This window comes from Sulfurimonas marina, assembly GCF_014905095.1.
GTDB lineage: Bacteria > Campylobacterota > Campylobacteria > Campylobacterales > Sulfurimonadaceae > Sulfurimonas > Sulfurimonas marina.
The window spans coordinates 1,906,415-1,926,542 of record NZ_CP041165.1; the positions used below are offsets into that span (position 1 = coordinate 1,906,415).

At 35.7% G+C, this 20,128-nt stretch carries 16 protein-coding genes; 9 read left to right on the forward strand and 7 right to left on the reverse strand.

The window, feature by feature from the left end; genetic code table 11:
• The first annotated feature begins 33 nt into the window (after positions 1-33).
• Positions 34-2,787 (forward strand): multiheme c-type cytochrome, encoded by a 2,754-nt coding sequence (locus FJR03_RS09695; RefSeq protein WP_193113307.1) that lies wholly within the window; start codon positions 34-36, stop codon positions 2,785-2,787.
• A gap of 9 nt (positions 2,788-2,796) precedes the next feature.
• On the opposite strand, the gene FJR03_RS09700 is transcribed toward FJR03_RS09695, so the two are convergent.
• The 7 genes from FJR03_RS09700 to FJR03_RS09730 all read right to left on the reverse strand — a co-directional run bounded on the left by FJR03_RS09700 (position 2,797) and on the right by FJR03_RS09730 (position 8,584).
• Positions 2,797-4,014: a HAMP domain-containing histidine kinase gene (locus FJR03_RS09700; protein ID WP_193113308.1), complete on the reverse strand. Its 1,218-nt coding sequence runs from the start codon at positions 4,012-4,014 to the stop codon at positions 2,797-2,799.
• Complete coding sequence (locus FJR03_RS09705) at positions 4,007-4,654, reverse strand: response regulator transcription factor (RefSeq protein WP_193113309.1); 648 nt, start codon at positions 4,652-4,654, stop codon at positions 4,007-4,009. Before FJR03_RS09705 ends, FJR03_RS09700 begins: the two co-directional genes overlap by 8 nt.
• A 9-nt stretch (positions 4,655-4,663) precedes the next feature.
• Positions 4,664-5,212: a DUF2393 family protein gene (locus FJR03_RS09710; RefSeq protein ID WP_193113310.1), complete on the reverse strand. Its 549-nt coding sequence runs from the start codon at positions 5,210-5,212 to the stop codon at positions 4,664-4,666.
• Positions 5,209-5,724, reverse strand: coding sequence for a DUF2393 domain-containing protein (locus FJR03_RS09715; RefSeq protein ID WP_193113311.1), 516 nt, complete (start codon positions 5,722-5,724; stop codon positions 5,209-5,211). Before FJR03_RS09715 ends, FJR03_RS09710 begins: the two co-directional genes overlap by 4 nt.
• Positions 5,725-5,729: 5 nt before the next feature.
• Positions 5,730-6,413 carry a bifunctional phosphoribosyl-AMP cyclohydrolase/phosphoribosyl-ATP diphosphatase HisIE gene (gene hisIE, locus FJR03_RS09720; RefSeq protein WP_193113312.1) on the reverse strand — a complete coding sequence of 228 codons (684 nt, stop codon included), beginning with the start codon at positions 6,411-6,413 and terminating at the stop codon, positions 5,730-5,732.
• A gap of 2 nt (positions 6,414-6,415) precedes the next feature.
• A complete protein-coding gene (locus FJR03_RS09725; protein ID WP_193114801.1) occupies positions 6,416-7,510 on the reverse strand; it encodes an SPFH domain-containing protein in 1,095 nt (364 codons plus the stop codon).
• 153 nt (positions 7,511-7,663) lie between these two features.
• Complete coding sequence (locus FJR03_RS09730) at positions 7,664-8,584, reverse strand: branched-chain amino acid transaminase (RefSeq protein WP_193113313.1); 921 nt, start codon at positions 8,582-8,584, stop codon at positions 7,664-7,666.
• A gap of 166 nt (positions 8,585-8,750) precedes the next feature.
• Here FJR03_RS09730 and FJR03_RS09735 point away from each other — a divergent pair, with 166 nt between their 5' ends.
• From FJR03_RS09735 to FJR03_RS09770, 8 genes are all read left to right on the forward strand, one after another.
• On the forward strand, positions 8,751-11,828 hold the full coding sequence (locus tag FJR03_RS09735; RefSeq protein ID WP_193113314.1) for a beta strand repeat-containing protein: 3,078 nt from the start codon (positions 8,751-8,753) through the stop codon (positions 11,826-11,828).
• A gap of 140 nt (positions 11,829-11,968) precedes the next feature.
• The gene (locus FJR03_RS09740) at positions 11,969-12,745 is read left to right on the forward strand and encodes a DUF3450 family protein (RefSeq protein ID WP_193113315.1); all 777 of its coding nucleotides are present in this window, start codon (positions 11,969-11,971) and stop codon (positions 12,743-12,745) included.
• Positions 12,745-14,058: a MotA/TolQ/ExbB proton channel family protein gene (locus tag FJR03_RS09745; RefSeq protein WP_193113316.1), complete on the forward strand. Its 1,314-nt coding sequence runs from the start codon at positions 12,745-12,747 to the stop codon at positions 14,056-14,058. Before FJR03_RS09740 ends, FJR03_RS09745 begins: the two co-directional genes overlap by 1 nt.
• Complete coding sequence (locus tag FJR03_RS09750; RefSeq protein WP_193113317.1) at positions 14,058-14,678, forward strand: MotA/TolQ/ExbB proton channel family protein; 621 nt, start codon at positions 14,058-14,060, stop codon at positions 14,676-14,678. The genes FJR03_RS09745 and FJR03_RS09750 overlap by 1 nt, the downstream gene beginning before the upstream one ends.
• Positions 14,675-15,082 (forward strand): ExbD/TolR family protein, encoded by a 408-nt coding sequence (locus tag FJR03_RS09755; RefSeq protein ID WP_193113318.1) that lies wholly within the window; start codon positions 14,675-14,677, stop codon positions 15,080-15,082. Before FJR03_RS09750 ends, FJR03_RS09755 begins: the two co-directional genes overlap by 4 nt.
• A 5-nt stretch (positions 15,083-15,087) precedes the next feature.
• The gene (locus FJR03_RS09760) at positions 15,088-15,723 is read left to right on the forward strand and encodes an energy transducer TonB (protein ID WP_193113319.1); all 636 of its coding nucleotides are present in this window, start codon (positions 15,088-15,090) and stop codon (positions 15,721-15,723) included.
• A 7-nt stretch (positions 15,724-15,730) separates the two neighbouring features.
• Positions 15,731-16,996 carry a tetratricopeptide repeat protein gene (locus FJR03_RS09765; protein ID WP_193113320.1) on the forward strand — a complete coding sequence of 422 codons (1,266 nt, stop codon included), beginning with the start codon at positions 15,731-15,733 and terminating at the stop codon, positions 16,994-16,996.
• A gap of 1 nt (position 16,997) precedes the next feature.
• A complete protein-coding gene (locus FJR03_RS09770) occupies positions 16,998-20,120 on the forward strand; it encodes a carboxypeptidase-like regulatory domain-containing protein (RefSeq protein WP_193113321.1) in 3,123 nt (1,040 codons plus the stop codon).
• Positions 20,121-20,128 lie beyond the last annotated feature (8 nt).

Sequence of the window (20,128 nt, forward strand, 5' to 3'; positions counted from 1 at the left end):
GATTCTATTCTATAAAATACAAAAGGGGAATATATGAAGTATGCAACTTTAGGTTCTATAGCACTTGCAACACTTCTTGTAAGTGGATTCAGTGGTTGTGGTTCAGACGGTGATACGACTAACACTACTAGTACTACACCGTCTTTAACTGGGTATTATTTAGACTCGGCAGTAGTCGGAGTGGACTACAATACTTCCGGTGGTTACCAAGGCTATACGGGAAATGATGGTTCATTTAAGTTTAATACGGGTGAAAGTGTAACTTTACGATTAGGTGAACTTACACTTAGAAACATCTCTTCAGCTAATCTTGCAAACGGTAAAAAGATTATTGAAAATGATGATGCTGTTATTACATTTCTTCAGTCAATTGATGAAGATGGAGATCCGACAAACGGTATATCTGTTACCAGTCAAACACGTACAGCAGTTCAAGAGTGGGCAACTGAAAACAGCATCACTTCACTTGAAGTAAATGCGACACACTTAATAGGTGCAAATGAACTGCAAACAAAACTTCAGGCAAACGATTTAAATCAGACACAGATCAAAACAATAGAAGAAGCTCGTACCCATTTGGCAGCTACATTAGCAGCAGAACCAGATGCAAAAATTTTATATACTGATTATAAAGGTGAAACGAGAGAAGCTTTATCGAGTGCTGCAGCTGCAGAATACCATACAGGTACAGGTTACGGGCATACATTATTTGACAGTGCAGATAACAAATGTCAAAACTGTCATAATGAACTCTACGATACATGGAAAGGCTCAATGCACGGAAAATCTTGGACAGACCCAATTTTCCAAAGTAAATTCCAAGACTTCTTACGTACACATATCGCTAAACTCAATACAAATCCAACAGGTACTAAAGAGTACACTGAAACTGTATTTAAAGGTGCTGCACAAACTTGTATTAAATGTCATGCTCCAGCAGCTTATTATGCAGGAGATGTAGAGGTAACACTAACTCAGATTGCAGATGCAACAAATATTAGTTCTACTGAACTTGCAGCTTTAAAAGTAGAGCATGAAGCATCAGATCCTAGCGGTCAAATTTCGGTAATTGCAGCCAACAGTGTTGTAAATAAAGTTTATAAAGCAACATTCCAAATAGGTCATGCGGCAAACCGTGAAGGTATCAACTGTGCATTTTGTCATAGTATGGAAACTCCAAGAATGATGGGACTAACTCAAGACCCAGACAGCTATACATTAAAAAATGATATACGTGTGGGACCTGTTGGAGGGATCAAGGCAGCTGCTGGAACAACTCTTAACTACAATGTGGATGCAACAGATCCTGATATGAACAAATTCTTTAGACTTTGGGGACCTGAAAAGTATTCAAATACTGCAGCAACTCCAAAAAATGTTAATGATTATGATGTAGGAAAATCTGCTGATGGACGCTACACAATGGCTAGTAAAGATCTAAATGGTACAGATGGTAAAGTACATTATACTGGTGGACCGTTCTACGGACCGTTTGGTGTAACTGGTCTTAGAAATGAAAACAGTACTGATGAGACAAATAGAACTGCTCAAGTTCATCCTGATTTTAATTATGCTACAAACAATCACTTTGGAAATAATGGAAAAGCATTATGTCTTTCATGTCACCAAAGAAGTGCAGGTGCAGCAGTACCAAGCGGTGAAGATGGTGCCGGACAATTTATGGAACTATGTTCTACATGGAATGCAGTAACAACGGGAACTGATAACAACGTAGATGATACGATGAGTTCACCTAAGTGTCAAAAATGTCATATGGAACGTATTGAAGGTACAGTACTACACCAATGGGCAAGTCCAGATAAACTCTTTACAGACAAAACATTACTTACTTCACACTTCTATGCTGATGACAGTGAAGGATTCGGTACCGACAATCCGGTTGCTAGCGGATGGTTAAACTCTCATGCATTCTTAGGTGCAAGTAAAACAGGCGGGGATAAAGCAGCAGCCGTAGCAAAAATTAAAAGCGGTTTTGATGCAACTTTAACTACATCAAATGATGGTACAACACTGACAGTTACTGCAACTATAACAAATAAAACTGCACATATGTTCCCTGGTGCGCATCCAATGAGAAGAACATTAAGCCGTATCATTGTTACAGATGAAAATGGAACTATGCTGCCGGTTGTAAGCGCTACAGGTACATCAACATTTGGAGATATTACAAACAGTGTTGCAACACTTACAGGTAAAACACTTCACAGCAGTGCTGCTAGTTCTGTATCTGTAAATCTAAACGGTAGTGATACTTTAGATTTCCCTGGAAAAGTAGCTGACCTTAACGGTAGTGCTGTTTCAAGTCAAAAATTCACTGCACAAACAGTTACAATTACAGGAACTGATGCAACACTTACAAACCAAACTATCTCTAACGGAGTTACAAGCGGGGATGTATTTAATGCAGCAATCATTGACAGCAGTGATACTACAAACTTTACACGTATCTATGGACATGAAACTGGTAAGAAATATGACTTAGACAATAATACTTCTACAGATAGTGTGTTTGTTGTACGTCCTGGATTTGATTCAAATATGGTAGCAAACGATACTCGTTTAAGCCCGAATGAAACTGAGACATATACACTTACATATGATATCTCTGGAAAAGCAGGCATATCAACGACATACAAAGTTTACTATATGCAAAAAGGTGCGAACGGTAAATTCTTAACAGGTGCAGATGGTTGGTTAGACCAAGCATTAAGCGATAGCAAAAAACTTCTGGTTACAGAAGTATTTAGCGATACAGTTACGGAGTAATCTCCGTAACTACCTCTCCTGCCCTTCAAAAGTGATTATCGTATAAAACAATCCATCTTTTTCATACGCATCGTATGTATACTCCAACTTATCTGCAAGTCTTTTAATAAGCTTTGTTCCAATGTGGGAACTAAAAAGTAATTCATCACTTTTATTATCTATCTCATTGACGATTTTTAGTTGATGTTTTTTAGCATCTACATAGGTGTTGATTGTTGTTCCGTTTTTCGTATGCATAAAAATATTTTCAAATATAGCCTGCATTACTCTTCCAATAGCTTCTTTGTGAATATAGAGTGAAAAATCTTCTTGAAGGTTTGAGATCATATGAAGCTCTTTTTTTGCCAAGATGGGCTTAAAAAGTTCCTGCATCATACTACATTGATTTTGCATCGGGACAAACTCTTTTTCTTGCTGTATATCCCACTCGATCGCTTTTAAAAAGATAAGTTCTCTTAGTTTATTACTGATAGTATTGATGTCATTATTACTCTCATCTAAAAACTCCTCTTTATCCATATCGCTTTTTGAAAACAGATCAAGCCTTGCTTTTAAAATAGATATAGGTGTTTTGATCTCATGAGCTGCCTCTTTAAAAATATCCTGTTTCTCTTTACATAAGAGTTGATTTTTTTGCTGAAGATTTAAGATCGCATCTTTAAGTGCATTGAGTTCATAACTCCCCGAACATATCTCTAAACTATCTCGTTTTTGAGCACCTGCATGACAATAAGATACCAAACACTTTAATGGATAGAGAAGTTTTTTTAACAATAAATGGAATATTGTAATTGCAAACAGTAATAAAAACAACAAACCTATTCCAAACTGTAGTATCAATGTATGAACTTCTTTGTTTAGCCCATCTTCATTTGCAATAAGTACTACATATTTATTGTTAGGAAGTATCTCTACAAGACTTAATAAAGGCAAATTTTGAGGAACATTATCAACATAAGAGACTTCTAGATCTTCCAATGTATCAAAACTCTCAGGATGAAAATTTTTTTCCGTTGCAATATACTCTGTTTTAAAATTTTTAGAAGATTTTGTATAGAGTTTCGACTCCACTATGTAATGTGCGATTATATGCATTTTATAGAGTAAATTTTGTTCCAATGAACGTCTGTGATCAGAAATGATAAATGAACCTAAAACCAGTGTTATTAAAATAACCGTTGCGCTCATATAAATTAAAAGTATCGTTTGTAAAGAGTATTTATTCAATAGTATATCCCCTTGTCTTAATTGTTTTAATCAAAGCTATAGGTAATTTCTTTCGGATATTTCGGATAGTTACGTCAAGAGTATTTGAAGATATTTCATGAGGGTTGATATAAAGGGCATCTAGAAGTTCATCTTTTGAGATTATAGAGCCTCTTTTTTGGAGTAAATAGAAAAAAAGATTGTTCTCTTTTTTTGAAAGCGAGATTGTCTCCCCTTCATAAAGTAATGTTTTTTCAACAGTATTACATGTTAAGCCATCTATGCAAACTTCAGGTAGTGGTTGATTTTTTCTCCCCTGTACATGAATACGTGCGAGAAGTTCATCATTGTCAAAAGGTTTGTCAAGGTAATCATCAGCCCCTAAATTCAACCCTTTAATTTTATCGCCTATACTATCATAAGCACTAATCACAATAATGCTCGTCATTACACTCTTTTTTTTAATAGTCTCTATAAGTTCAAGACCTATATCTACACCGTTAATATTACGATCAAGGAGTACAACATCATAATTAAACTGTGCTATGTATGCCTTAGCTTCCTCTATTGTATGGACAGTATCTACTCTAAAATGGAGTAATAAAAACGAACTTACCAGTTTTGCTAGAACGAGATCATCTTCTAACATTAAAATTCGCATGGTTAAATCCTAATGAGCTTCAATAGAGATATAGTCTGCTGCGCTTCTAAAATATGGAGGATAGTCAAAATAGACTCTAAAAGATTCTGCCTTTCCGGCTTTCATATCTCTTGCAATTACAAATCTTTTTATAATAGTTTGAGGTTTATCTTTCTCAATTCCAAGACCTTCATTAAAAAATTCGAAAAAACCTGTAGATTTGTAAAAGTTGCCCCCTTTTACATTCCCTGTAGCATGCCCTTGATTTACGAGCTTAATCTCTATTGTAACTTTTTTGATCGGGAAATTTCCGGTATTTTTTACAATACCGCTATAAACAATTTTTTCAACACTCAGTAGACGTTTATTTTTTACTTTATAGAGTTTTGCCGACTTTGTATATTTATCAACAACAAAGACACTAAAAACAGCTAAGAATACACTCACAAGGACTGTAGTAAATAGCATGGAAGTTTTTAAAGAAGCTTTTTTTTGTTGGAAAGATTTATACACTCCAACTACAAAAAGGATAAATATTACAAAAAAAGTTATATAGTGTACGTAGTTAAATGCAGTCATTTACAATCAGCCTCTAAAGAAATATTATAATTTTTTTGGTATCTAAAAGGCTCTACAATCATTTTAAATTCTTGTGTCTCACCTTTTGAAATATTATCTTTAGTTATCGACATTTTTTTAAAAGGCTTTAATTCATAGATATAATTTCTATATTTATTCCCACTAACTTTATATGCAGATGCAACGATCTTACACTGAGAGAAGTCTCTTTCGGACAAATTTGTAATTTTCCCTTTTACAACAACTGCTTCTACAAAACTAAGTTTTTTTTGACTTATCAATTCGACTTTATTTTTAAAAAGATATTTATGGAGTTGTATATATCCGTAAGTAGGACCGATTATAAAAATACAAAATGCTAAAAAAACTAAAGTCACTGCAGTTTTTAATCGGTTTCGTAAAATAATTGCTAGGATAATTAGAAGTAAGAAGGTGAGTAAAACAGTTCCAAAGAGAATATAGTCCTGTGTAATCAGTCCATCAATGAAACTCTTAAACTTACTTCCTTGCATTATACCTACTTATCGTCCCTTGAATTTTTCTCGGCAATTCCGCTCATCCCAAATCTACGGGCAAGCTCTTGCTTGATACGGTCAGGTGAGATGTTTTTACTGGCAAGTGCAACTAACATATGATATGTCAGATCAGCCGCCTCATATACCATCTCCTCTTCATCATTGTCTTTATGTGCAAAACAATACTCTCCGGCTTCCTCTACAACTTTTTTAAGAATTGTATTTTCACCTTTGTGTAAAAGTTTTGCCGTCCAAGATTCACTTGGATCTGCATTTTTACGCTCTTGAATCGTATGATATAGAGTATCAATTACACCGTATGCTGCAGTTGTATCAACTTCAACTTCACTTGTAGTCTCACCAGTTTTTAGCTCTGTGAAAAAGCAAGATTTTCTTCCAGTATGACACGCTACACCCTCTTGTGTAACTTTTATTAAAAGAGTATCGTTGTCACAATCAAGATTAAAAGAGTGGATAGTTTGGATATGCCCGCTACTCTCACCCTTTTTCCAAATACGTTGCTTACTTCTAGAATAGTAATGTGCAATGTTTGTCTCCAGAGAGAGACCAAGTGCTTCTTTATCCATATATGCCATCATAAGCACTTCGTTTGTTGAAACTTCTTGCACAATAACAGGAAGAAGATCTTGCTTCTCCCAATCTACTCTGTTTAAAATCTCTTCCATCTTTACTGAGCCGCAGATGTTCGTTTTTGAGGGTTTTTCATATCAACCCAGATATTTGGAGTTGAGCCACCAGGTGTTAAGAATATTTTTGCATCTTTATTTGTTTGAAGAGCTTCATTAAATTTTGCCTGTACTTTCATCTGTTCAAGCTGTAAAAGCTTTGTTGTTAATGATTTTGAAATTAAATCATTCGCTTTTGCTTTTGCTTTTGCTTCGATTGTTACAGCATCTGCTTTACCTTGTGCTTCAATACGAGCTTTTTCAGCCACACCTTGTGCTTCTGCAGCACGTTTTAATGCATCTTGTTTTGCACGTTCTACTTCTTGTTGCGCACGTTCCACTTCTTGTTTAGCAACTTGTACACGCTCGATTTGATCTTTTACTTTTTGAGGTAAAACAATTTCACGAAGTTGTACTGACTGTAAAATTGCAGGTGAGTTCTCTAAACCTTCAATGTTTTCTCTGATTCCTGCGTCAATTGCACGAGCGATTGTATTTCTCTCTCTAGGTAAAAGTTCCGCTTCATATTTACCAACTACATTACGAACAACATCACGAACAACGGGATTAATAATCTTGTCTTCCCAGCTAAATCCCCAGTTAGAGATTGTTTGTGCTGCTAGTTGAGAGTTTAGACGATACTGAACAGTTAACTCAATGCTTACAGGCAGACCACGTTTATCAAGAACTGTAATCGCAGGTTTTGTTAAAATTCCTGAATTATTAGCACTCATCTCAACTTTAGTAGCGTAGTTAATCACACGTACTTTAGTATCTACAAGATATACTTTTTGAATAACAGGGATGATGAAATGAAGTCCTGGTAAAAGTGCTTGATCTTCATACTTACCGTTTGTACTTAAGATCCCTCTTTGCCCCTCTTCAATAATTGTAAAAGGTTTTGCAAGAACAAGAACAATAACGATAGCAATAATAAAGTATAATAGTCCAGCTTTTCCTCCGCCAAAATTAAAATCTATATTTGGCATTTGAGGACCTTTTGGTCCATTGTTTCCACCACCTGTATTTGATGATTTTTTTTGAAAACTGCTTTCACTTTTTTTCTTGTTAAAATAATCGTTCATATCCGAGGCCATTTTAATACTCTCTTCTTTCATAAAATTTATTCCTTAATTTTATTCCATAAAATGAAGGAAACCCTCCATCTATTATTGCGATGTCGAAAATAATTCCGCCATCTACGCTAAGACCGCTTGGGTCACTAAAGTTAGCTCTTGAGCTATAACTTTTTAATCGATATAAGTCAAATAATGCTCATATTTTGCATTACGTCCGAAAACAATGTCAAAATATGTACTTTGAAGTTTCTCCGTAATCTCTCCACGAGAACCACAACCTATAATTCTAGCATCTACTTGTGCAACAGGTGTAATCTCTGCAGCAGTTCCAGTTAAGAATGCTTCATCTGCAATATATACCTCTTCACGAGTGATACGGCGACGACTTACTTTATATCCCATATCTTGTGCAACTTCAATTACAGTTTTTTGTGTAATAGATGCTAAAGCATTGTCACTTGGCGGTGTAACAATCTCGCCGTCTTTAATCATAAAAAATGATGCGCCGCTTGCTTCTGCAACATATCCTTGATCATCTAGTAAAAGTGCTTCATCATATCCACAATCGATAGCTTCATATTTTGCCATTTGTGAATTAAGATAGTTTGCAGTAGCTTTTGCTTTACCCATATTTGAAGTGTTTCCAGGTCTTGTCATTGAAGCGATTTTAAGTTTAATACCTTTTCTTAAACCCTCTTCACCAAGATATGCACCCCATTCCCAAGCTGCCATTACAGTCTCAACAGGAGCATTTTTATGGTACACACCCATTACACCGTAACCTAAGAAAGCAAATGGTCTGATGTAAACATTATCGCCTGTAAACTCATTTTTTCTAAGTAGTTCAATCTGCGCTTGATTCATCTCTTCAACAGAATATGGAATATCCATTAAAGTCATTTTTGCAGATTCTTTTAATCTTTTTGTATGATCATTTAAACGAAAAATAGCATACCCTTTGTCTGTTTTGTATGCCTTAGTCCCCTCAATAACACCATTTCCATAGTGAAGTGTGTGTGAAAGTACGTGTGTTTTTGCATTATCCCATGCTACAAATTCGCCATTCATCCAGATATATTTGGCTGCGTCCATTTAATTATCTCCAAGTAAATTATAATTGTTATGATTTTACCGAAAAAGGTGTTTATATTTTATTAATCTGCTTATTTAATTGTTGCCATATTGTAATCGGTGCGAAACTCTCAGGTAATATTCAAATTTTATAATTATGCAAATTTTTTACTGGAGAAACAAAATTATGAGCCTTATGAAAAAAATCATCCCTAGTGTACTTACTGCTACACTACTTGTATCTTTTACAGCTTGTGGTGGTGGAGGAAGTTCTACTACACCTACAACAACACCAACTGTTACAGATCCAATCGTTACAGATCCTACTCCTACTACTTCTATTAAAGTAGATGTATCAGGAGAAATTTCAGTAGATACACATTGGACTGCTGATAATGTTTATAGACTAAACGGTAGAGTTGTAGTTAACAATGGTGCTACACTTACAATTGATCCTGGTACTACTATTATCGGTGTAGCTGGAACTGGTGCTGCATCTTCTTGGTTAATAATTGATAAAGGTTCTAAAATTGAAGCTGCAGGTACAGTTGATAATCACATTGTATTCACTTCTGAGACTGCTTATGATGGTGGTGCTGATGCTGTTGGTCAATGGGGTTCTTTAGTGATCATCGGTAATGCTGCTATGGATGCTCAAGTACAACCTTACGAAGTTGATACATCTTTCGTGCCTGGTACTGGTGTAGCTGACGATAACTCTGGTACTTTAACTTATGTTGATATCTTAAACTCTGGTATCACTATTGAAGAAAACAAAGAACTTAACGGTCTCTCTTTAGTTGGTGTTGGTTCTGGTACTACAATTGACCATATCAATGTTAACAAATCAGATGATGACTGTATCGAAATCTGGGGTGGTACTGTTAATGTTTCAAATGCAACTGTTTCTGAATGTACAGATGATCAATTCGATATCGATGACGGTTATAGCGGTACAGTTACTAACTTAACGATCAACCAATCTACTGGTAATGCAGGTATTGAAATGTCTGGTAACACTGCTGCTACTTTCGATGGTCTTAACATCAATGTAACTAACTCTGCTAAAGAGGGTGCTATCTACTTTAAAAATGACGGTATCGGTGGTCACTTTAACAACACTACTATCAGATACGATGTAGATAACGGTTACGGTGTTATCCACTCTGCTGGTGCATTTGATGCTGCAAATACTTCAGTTGACAACACAACTATCTATACTTCATTAGCTACTGTAGTTACAGGTGATAACAATACTACTATCACTGGTCTTGAAGATGCATTCGCTAACGGTACAAATAATACAATTACGGCAATAACAAACACAATCGCTGTAAAACCGAAAATTGCAGTATCTGGAGAGATTACAACTGATACAACTTGGACAGCTAATAATGTTTACAAACTAGCTGGTAAAGTTGTAGTTAACAACGGTGCTACACTTACAATCGAGCCAGGCACTACTGTAATCGGTCAAGCTGGAACTGGTGCTGCATCTTCTTGGTTAGTAATTGATAAAGGTTCTAAAATTGAAGCCGCAGGTACTGCAGACAAGCACATTGTATTCACTTCTGAGACTGCTTATGACGGAGCACCTGCTGCTGTTGGTCAATGGGGTTCTTTAGTGATCATCGGTAATGCTGCTATGGATGCTCAAGTACAACCTTACGAAGTTGATCCTACATTTGTACCTGGTACTGGTATAGCTGCTGATAACTCTGGTACTTTAACTTATGTTGATATCTTAAACTCTGGTATCACTATTGAAGAAAACAAAGAACTTAACGGTCTCTCTTTAGTTGGTGTTGGTTCTGGTACTACAATTGACCATATCAATGTTAACAAATCAGATGATGACTGTATCGAAATCTGGGGTGGTACTGTTAATGTTTCTAACTCAACTGTTTCTGAATGTACAGATGATCAATTCGATATCGATGACGGTTATAGCGGTACAGTTACTAACTTAACTATTAACCAATCTACTGGTAATGCAGGTATTGAAATGTCTGGTAACACTGCTGCTACTTTCGATGGTCTTAACATCAATGTAACTAACTCTGCTAAAGAGGGTGCTATCTACTTTAAAAATGACGGTATCGGTGGTCACTTTAACAACACTACTATCAGATACGATGTAGATAACGGTTACGGTGTTATCCACTCTGCTGGTGCATTTGATGCTGCAAATACTTCAGTTGACAACACAACTATCTATACTTCATTAGCTACTGTAGTTACAGGTGATAACAATACTACTATCACTGGTCTTGAAGATGCATTCGCTAACGGTACAAACAACAGTACTGCTGTAAAACCGAAAATTGCAGTATCTGGAGAGATTACAACTGATACAACTTGGACAGCTAATAATGTTTACAAACTAGCTGGTAAAGTTGTAGTTAACAACGGTGCTACACTTACAATCGAGCCAGGCACTACTGTAATCGGTCAAGCTGGAACTGGTGCTGCATCTTCTTGGTTAGTAATTGATAAAGGTTCTAAAATTGAAGCCGCAGGTACTGCAGACAAGCACATTGTATTCACTTCTGAGACTGCTTATGATGGAGCACCTGCTGCTGTTGGTCAATGGGGTTCTTTAGTAATTATCGGTAATGCTGCTATGGATGCTCAAGTACAACCTTACGAAGTTGATCCTACATTTGTACCTGGTACTGGTATAGCTGCTGATAACTCTGGTACTTTAACTTATGTTGATATCTTAAACTCTGGTATCACTATTGAAGAAAACAAAGAACTTAACGGTCTCTCTTTAGTTGGTGTTGGTTCTGGTACTACAATTGACCATATCAATGTTAACAAATCAGATGATGACTGTATCGAAATCTGGGGTGGTACTGTTAATGTTTCTAACTCAACTGTTTCTGAATGTACAGATGATCAATTCGATATCGATGACGGTTATAGCGGTACAGTTACTAACTTAACTATTAACCAATCTACTGGTAATGCAGGTATTGAAATGTCTGGTAACACTGCTGCTACTTTCGATGGTCTTAACATCAATGTAACTAACTCTGCTAAAGAGGGTGCTATCTACTTTAAAAATGACGGTATCGGTGGTCACTTCAATAATGTTACTATCACTACTGACGTAGCTAATGGTTACGGAGTTATCTACTCTGCAGGTGTATTTGATGCAAACAACACATCATTCCAAAACACTACAATCTATACAACACTTGACCCAGTGTTTGTTGGAGATTCTGCTGCTGAGATTAAAACTAAGTTTGAATCTCAATAATTTAAATTAGGTGAGATATCTTTATCTCCCCTAATATCTTTCTTTCTTTTTTCTTGTAACCAAACTGTCACCAAACTGTATCCAAATTAAAATCTTCTACTGTTACACTTTCGCAAAATTACATAACATATGGAGAAGAAATGTTCCTAAATCAAACAAAGGTTTTGCCTTCATTGCTACTATCGCTAAGTATAGTTTCATCTTCACTCTCTGCGGCATCCGATCATGATGAGTTAGTAAACTCGATCGTAAAACTAAGAGGTGATGTTGAAGGTTTATACACTCAAATCAAAGAGAATAAACAAAGATATAGTGATGAGATGAAATCTCTATCGATGCAAATCACAGATACAGAAGCACAAATCAATAGAAAAGAAACATCTATTAAACTGGCTAAAGGAAAGTTACAAGAGATCAGAACTAAGATCAAAGAAACTTCATCTACAAATACTGAGATTAAGCCTTTAATTACAGAAGCTATAACATTGTTAGAAGGTTCTATTAAAGAGGGTATCCCTTTTATGGTTGACCACAGAATAGCGGAACTCCATAAAATCAAATCTGATTTAGATGAAAATCTAATCACTGCTGAAAAAGCATTAGCTCTTGTTTGGGCAAGTTACGATGATGCTATCAGAGTTACAAAAGAGATAGGGTTATTCAAACAAGAGATTACTCTTAAAGGAAAAAATACTCTAGCAAAAATTGCAAAAATCGGTTCTGTAGCACTCTTTTTCTCAACACCTACAGATGAACTTGGATATGCGATCAAAACAGATAACGGATATGAATACAAGCTTGTTACAGATCCAAAAGATAAAGAAAAAATTGTTGCACTATTTGATGCTCTACAAAAACAGATAAGAACTGGGTTCTTTGAATTACCAAACGCTTTTATTTTACAAGGGAGTAACTAATGAAATTTTTACCGTTACTATTTTTACTATTATTAAACACGCTACATGCTGATGAGTTACTTGATGCTTACAAAAAAGAGTATGCATTCTTAAAAGCAGAAAAAAATGAGTTACAAAAAAGACTTAAGAGTGAACAAACATCTCAGCAAAAAGAGCTTTCAAAGACAAAAGCAAAAGTGAATCAACTTCAAAACTCTCTTGTATCACTTTCAAACAATTCTGATGAGCTTAATAAACAGATAGAAAAATCTTCTCAAATGCTTGAAGATAAAAAATCAAACAAAGAGATCTCTTCAAGTGTAGTTTTACAAGCGAAATCTTTACTGAACGAATACAACATAGCTGTTGATGATTCTAAAGATGCAAATGTATTAGCTGTTATGACAAAAGCATTTAACGATACTGCTAAACTTTATAACAAACTCTCTTCTGTAGAAAAAACAGAGGGAAAATTTTACCTGACTGACGGGACAACTACACAAGGAACAATTATTAAAGTTGGTAATGTTGCAGCTTACGGTATTACAAACAGTGTAGCTGGTGCATTAGCTCCGGCAGGAAACGGTGAATACAAAATCTGGAATGAAAATGCAAGTGAAGATGCTGCAGCTTTCAACAACAACAACAAAATCAGAAAAAATACAAAAGTTTTTATCTATGAAAACCTTGACAAAGATGTAGAGTATAAAAAAGAGAAAACTTTAGAAGAGACTATCGAAGGTGGTGGAACAATCGGATACATCATTTTAGCTCTTGGTGTTTTAGGTCTATTACTTATCGTTGTAAGAGTTATCCTTCTTTTCAATGCAGGTTCAAACGTGAAAAAAATCACATCAATTGTAGTGGAAAAAGTTGAAACATCTGATGCTCAAAGTGCTTTAGAAGCTATTAAGAGCTTTAAAGGTGCAACTGCTCGTGTTATTAAAGCGACACTTAGAAACATCAATAAAGAGAGAGACCATATTGAAGATATCGTTACAGAGAATATTCTAAACGAAAGCAGCAATATAGACAAATTTGGTAGTTTTGTTTTAGTTCTTGCAGCTGTAGCTCCGTTACTTGGTTTACTTGGAACTGTTACAGGTATGATTGCGACTTTCGACATCATTACTGAACACGGTACTGGTGATCCTAAACTACTTTCAGGCGGTATCTCAGAAGCACTTGTTACAACAATGCTTGGTCTAGTAGTAGCAATCCCTTTACTTCTACTTGGAAACTTAGTAAGCGGTTGGGCACAAAGTATCAAAGATTCTATGGAACACAGTGCACTTCATATCGTAAACATTTTTGAGAATAAAAAAGCAAGATAATGTTACAGGAACTTATACTCTATTGGAATCAGTTTATCCACTTTATGAATGCCGGTGGAGTGATCATGTGGGTTTTGTTTTTTCTAAACTTAGCCCTATGGTATGGATTAGGATTTAGATATTTAACACTTAAACGTGGTACTAAAGGGAATATCAGAAGACTTATCCAAAAACACCTTGATAGAGGTGATAAAAAAGTATATGTCGGTATCTTGGACTATGCCGTTGCAGATGCATTAAACGCTGCAGAACAAGCAAAACAAATAGGAACAACAAAGCCAAGAGAATTCATATACGATGCACTTTTTCCATATAGTGTAATGATATCACAGTACTCAACTTTAGTGAAAACTATCGTTGTTTTAGCACCGCTTGTCGGACTGCTTGGAACTGTTGTAGGGATGATAGAGACTTTTGATGCCCTACAATCAAGTTCAATGTTTTCTCAAGGGGACAGTATCGCTGGCGGTATTTCAAAAGCTCTTTTTACAACTGAGCTTGGACTTGTTGTCGCTGTACCTGGATTATTACTAGGGAAAGTTCTTGATAAAAAAGAGGAAAAATATATCTTGGAGTTTGAACAAATAGCAGACATTATAAGTACAAAGGATAAAGAATGAGATTTAGACAAAAACAACAAAATGTAGATACTGTTGACGTTTCTCCATTGATCGATATGGTTTTTATATTGTTAATATTTTTTATGGTTACAACAACATTCGTAAAAGATATGAAACTTGATTTAAACCGTCCTTCAGCGGCTTCTGCAAGTTTAGCTTCAACAAAAGTTATTCGTGTATATATCGATAACTCAGGAGAAGTATTTATTGACAATCAGCCAATCAAAGTATGGGCTATCCAAAGCAAACTAAGAGATCTTCTGAGAACTTCAACAGAAAAATCTGTACTTGTAATTACTGATTCAGATATCCCTGTAAAAAGCTTAATAGATGTGGTTGATGAGTGTCGTATGAGTGGCGCTAAAGATGTAGCTGTATCTACGACTAAAGAGATGGGACAATAAAGATTATGTCAAAAAAGTTCTATTCAACGAAAGGTAACTCTGCATCTGCATTCTTTTTTATGCTCCTTGGGGGAGCACTAATGATCGTATTAGTTGTTTCATTCAACAAGAGTGTAAAAGAGAAAGAACCGGTAGTAAAAAAAGAGTTTAGACAGATCCATGCTGCAAAAACACAAAAGCAGGTGACAAAACCTAAGCCAAAACCGAAACCGAAACCGAAAAAGGCTCAGCCTAAAGCTCCACTACCAAATATGAACTCGCTGCTTGGCGGAGTTTCTATGGATATACCGGAGTTCGTAAACCAAGAGAGTTTTGCAGATGCAACAGAGTTACTCAAAGATATCAATGATGATGCAATCATGAATGAAAACACTGTTGATGTAAAACCGAAAGTTGTTTCACGTCCGCCGCTGGAGTATCCTCGTGAGGCTTTACAAAACGGTATCAAAGGGTATGTTATTGTCAATATCCTTGTAGGAAAAGACGGTTCTGTAGAGATTGCCAAGATTCTTGATTCTAAACCTTCAGGTGTCTTTGATTCTGCTGCTTTAAATGCGGTAAACGGATGGCGCTTTAGTCCGGCAAAATACAAACTCAAACCTGTAAAAATATGGGTTAAACAAAAAATTAGTTTTAAATAGGATCTTTATGATGAGAAAAAAAGTTTATAACATAGCATTGGTTTTATTGTTGTCTGCATCATCTTTAGCTGCAAACACTGAAGACAATGTTGATCATATCTCTTTAGCATCACTAATGATCTATGACGATAAATTTAAAAAAGCACAAGAAGAGCTTGATGCCGTTAACAAAAAAGCACCGACATTTGATGCTGCAAAGTTCTACACTGTAAGCGGAGTACTTGCATCAAAACAGAATCTGCATAAACAGGCGGTAACAATGTTTACTCAAGCTATTGAAGCTACAAAAGTAAAAACATTTAAAGAGCCTAAAAGCTATACACAAAAAAAGTATCTTTTTGAGATCTCAAGCGATACTGGTGAGCAAAAGAAAAAAAGTTTTGATCCACAAAAGATTAGAAAAGAAAACATTTCTGATCTTTATATGCATCTTGCAAAAGAGTATTACCAGTTAAAAGATTATAAAAATACTATCAAATCACTTGATAATGCAGGTGAAAAGGGAAGTAATAAACCATCACTATACACTTTAAGAGCAGACTGTCATTGGAAACTGAGTGAGCATGACAAAGCTGTAGAAAGTTTAAATAAAGGGTTTAAAAAATTTCCAAAAGAGTACAAACTTTTAAAACAAAAATTCTACTATTTTGCCGAGCTTAAACTCTACCAAGCGGCTATAGATACTGCAAAAGAGTATATGGACAAGATCGGTGTATCAGCTAAAGAGTATGTAGCTACTGCACAGATGTTGATTGGAGCAAATGAGATAGATCAAGCTATACGTTTTCTAGAAGAAGCAAAAATGAAGTTTCCAAAGAACTCGGAGATCACTATATTACTTGGTCATATGTATCTGAAAAAAGATTACAAACATGCAAGTGCTCACCTTTTTGATCAAAGTGCATACAATGATAAAAAATATCTCAACGATGCCGTAGAGATCAATAAACGTGCGGGAAATACTACGCATGCTTTATATCTTAATGCACAAAATCCAAATAAACAAGCAAAACTAAAACAAAAAATAGCGATCTATCTGAACTCTGAAGAGTATAGAAAAATAATCGGTCTCAAACGTGCGTTAGAGAGATATAACATGCTCAAAGATGAGAACATAAGATATACGCTTGCTTATGCTTACTACATGGTAGGGGATTATTTTAGTTCTGAAGAGCAACTTAAATATATCTCTGATAATGAACTGTTTTTAAAAGCAACGGTTATCAGAAAAAACATAGAAAAATGTACAAACAATACGCTGGAGTGTCTCTAATATGAAAAAAATAATTTTATTCTTTACCCTATTTGTATCAACAATATTTGCAGACTCAACAGGGAGTGCTTCAATATTTGTGTTTTTTAACGATACACCACTGCAAAATAACGAAGTTCTAGTGGATGGTGTGGATCACCACTTGACAGACGAAGACGGTGTTGCCGAGATCATTTTAGATACGGGCAAACACAAGATAGAGATCTTTGCTAAAGATGGACAAGGTAAGAGCCTTGGTTATGTTAGACGTTCAATCACTATTAAAGAATCAAGAGACACTCAAGTTATTGCAACTTTTACAGGGGAAGCATCTCTGGCACAAATCGATATCGATTCACCTATCGGAGACAGCGTAGAACTTGAAAAAGCTACAATATTCGGTACCCTTGAAGGTGTTATTACCTCTTCAGAGACATCAAAACCGATTCCAAACGTAAGAGTATTTCTTAAAGGAAGCAGTGCAGAAGCCAAAACTGATAAAGATGGAAAATTCAGCTTACAGATCCCGGCTGATCGCAATGTTAGTGTTTCAATGATCCACTCTGAATACTCATCTCTAACACTTACTGATCTTGTAGTAAAAAAAGATCAAACAATTCATAAAGCTGTCTCTATGACTCCGGCAAGTATGGAGTTAGAAGAGTTTATTGTACTTGCACCACAGGTACAAGGAAGTATTGCCAGCATCTTAGCTGAAGAGAAAGAAGCGGCTGCGGTTACAAACATTATCGGTGCAGAGCAAATCTCTAAACAAGGTGATAGTGATGCAGCGGGTGCTATTAAACGTGTAACGGGTGTTACTTTAGTTGATGGGACAGACGTTTATGTTAGAGGTCTTGGTGGACGTTATTCAAATGTTGAGATGAACTCACTTCCACTTCCTTCACCGGATCCGCAAAGAAGAACTGTACCTTTAGATATTTTCCCATCAGCCGTAATCGGTTCGATGAAAGTACAAAAAAGTGCTACGGCAGATATCCCTGCAAGTTTTGGTGGTGGGTATGTAGATATTCGTACAAAAAGTAAACCTAAAGAGAACTACCTTAAAGTTACTACAGAGGTAAGAGCAAACTCTTACACTGGTAAAGAGCGTACAACTTACGAAGGAAGTGCAACTGACTGGATGGGTAAAGATGATGGATATAGACAAATTCCGGCACAAATTCTAAACGACTCAAAACTTGTAGTTGGAGAAGGGATACCAACTTTTGATTCTGCAAATCAAGAGATATACCAAAAAGCTATTACAAACAGACTTTTTAGTACCTTTAAAGACAAACTTCCTTACGGTGGGAAACTTGAAGTTGAGGGTGCATACACGGCAGAGATTGCCGATCAGCACAACTTATCATTTTTTGCAAACTATGCGTATGGACAAAAACATACATCTAGAGATGAAGAGTACTTTAAATATGAGTACAACCAGGCTACAGATACACTAAAAGATGATCCGAGACAATATGGTATAACTTACCGTTCAATGGATACTTTTACAAATGCACTAATTGCAAATATAGAATACGACTATGCAGATGCATTTAGTATAAAATATACAAAACTCTATAGTAAGATCTCAGAAAAACTTACAAAGGTTTCTGATGGTATAGCAAACTCTGATGATGACTGGAAAATTAGATACGATTTAAACTGGGAAGAGAGAACTCTTGATGCCGATCAGATTAACGGTCATCTAAACTACAAAGTTTTCAACAGTGAGAACAAGTTTACTTTTGGAGCAGAAAAAGCACAAGCATTCCTTGACCAGCCTTCAAATTATAAATACGCATACCTTAAAGGGAATGCTTTCCAAATATTCGACGAGCCGTATCTTGACAGATATTCACCGAACATCTTTTTAAATATGACGGTTGACGATAAACAAACTGCATACTATCTAAAGAACAATACTGAGTTTGAACTCTTTAACGAAGGTGAATATCTTGAGGTGGGAGTTGCACAAAACTCTAAGACTCGTGAATCAAGATATAACAAATTCCAAATGCAGAAACTGACATCTGATTTTACAGATCCACTAACTGCTGATATCGATACAATATATGATGAGAGAATCAGAAACTATGACGGTACATTTAGACTAGATATCTCTTTCCAGCCGGCATACTGGTATGATGCAGAGGTTGAAGAGATCGCATATTACGGTAAAGTGATGCTAAAACCTCTTAAGAACCTTGAAATTCTAATCGGTGCAAGAAGTGTAGACTATTCACAAACTGTATACTCATATACAAATGATGAAAATATATTTACACCTATTTACAGAAAAGCTGAGACTTTTGAATATGCACAACTACTACCAAGTGCCAATATCAAATACTCTTTTGATAAGCAAAATATACTAAACTTTGCTTATTCACAAACATATATCGTGCCTGATTTAAGAGAGTTTACGGAAGCTCAATACTTCCACCCTTATGATGTAGCGACTGTAGAGGGGAATCCTGATCTTGTAAATACTGATATTACAAGTTACGATCTGAAATTCAGTCACTATTTTTCAGATACGGAAAACATCGGTATCGGGACATTTTACAAGTATCTTGAAAACCCAATTGAAGATGTAATGTTACCTTCATCTTCTTTACCTAGATACGGGTATGCAAATGCTGATAATGCAGTACTTTACGGTATTGAATTTGACGGGAGAAAAAGTTTAGATCTTATCTCTAGATCTTTAAAAGACTTTTATCTTTTTGGAAACTTTTCATACACGAAATCTGATGTTACTTTAACAGCAGATCAAGAGCAACTCTATACTAACAACCATAGAGAACTGCAAGGTTTATCGCCAACTGTACTCAATGTAGCACTTGGTTATGACACAAAACGTAGAAGTGCTACACTCTCTTACAATAAGATGGGTGATCGTATCAGAAAAGTAGGTATGGTTGATGCAACAGATAAGTACCCTGACTATTACGAACAGCCTGCAGCTGTTTTAGACTTTGTTTGGATAGAAAACTTCGGGTATGGTTTAAGTGCTAAACTCAAACTAAAAAATCTTCTTAATGAAGAAACTATCTGGTATCAAGGTGACAAATCACACGTAACTAACCGTTTTAAAGTTGGTAGATTTTACAGCTTTGCTCTGTCGTACAAGTATTAAAAAACAAG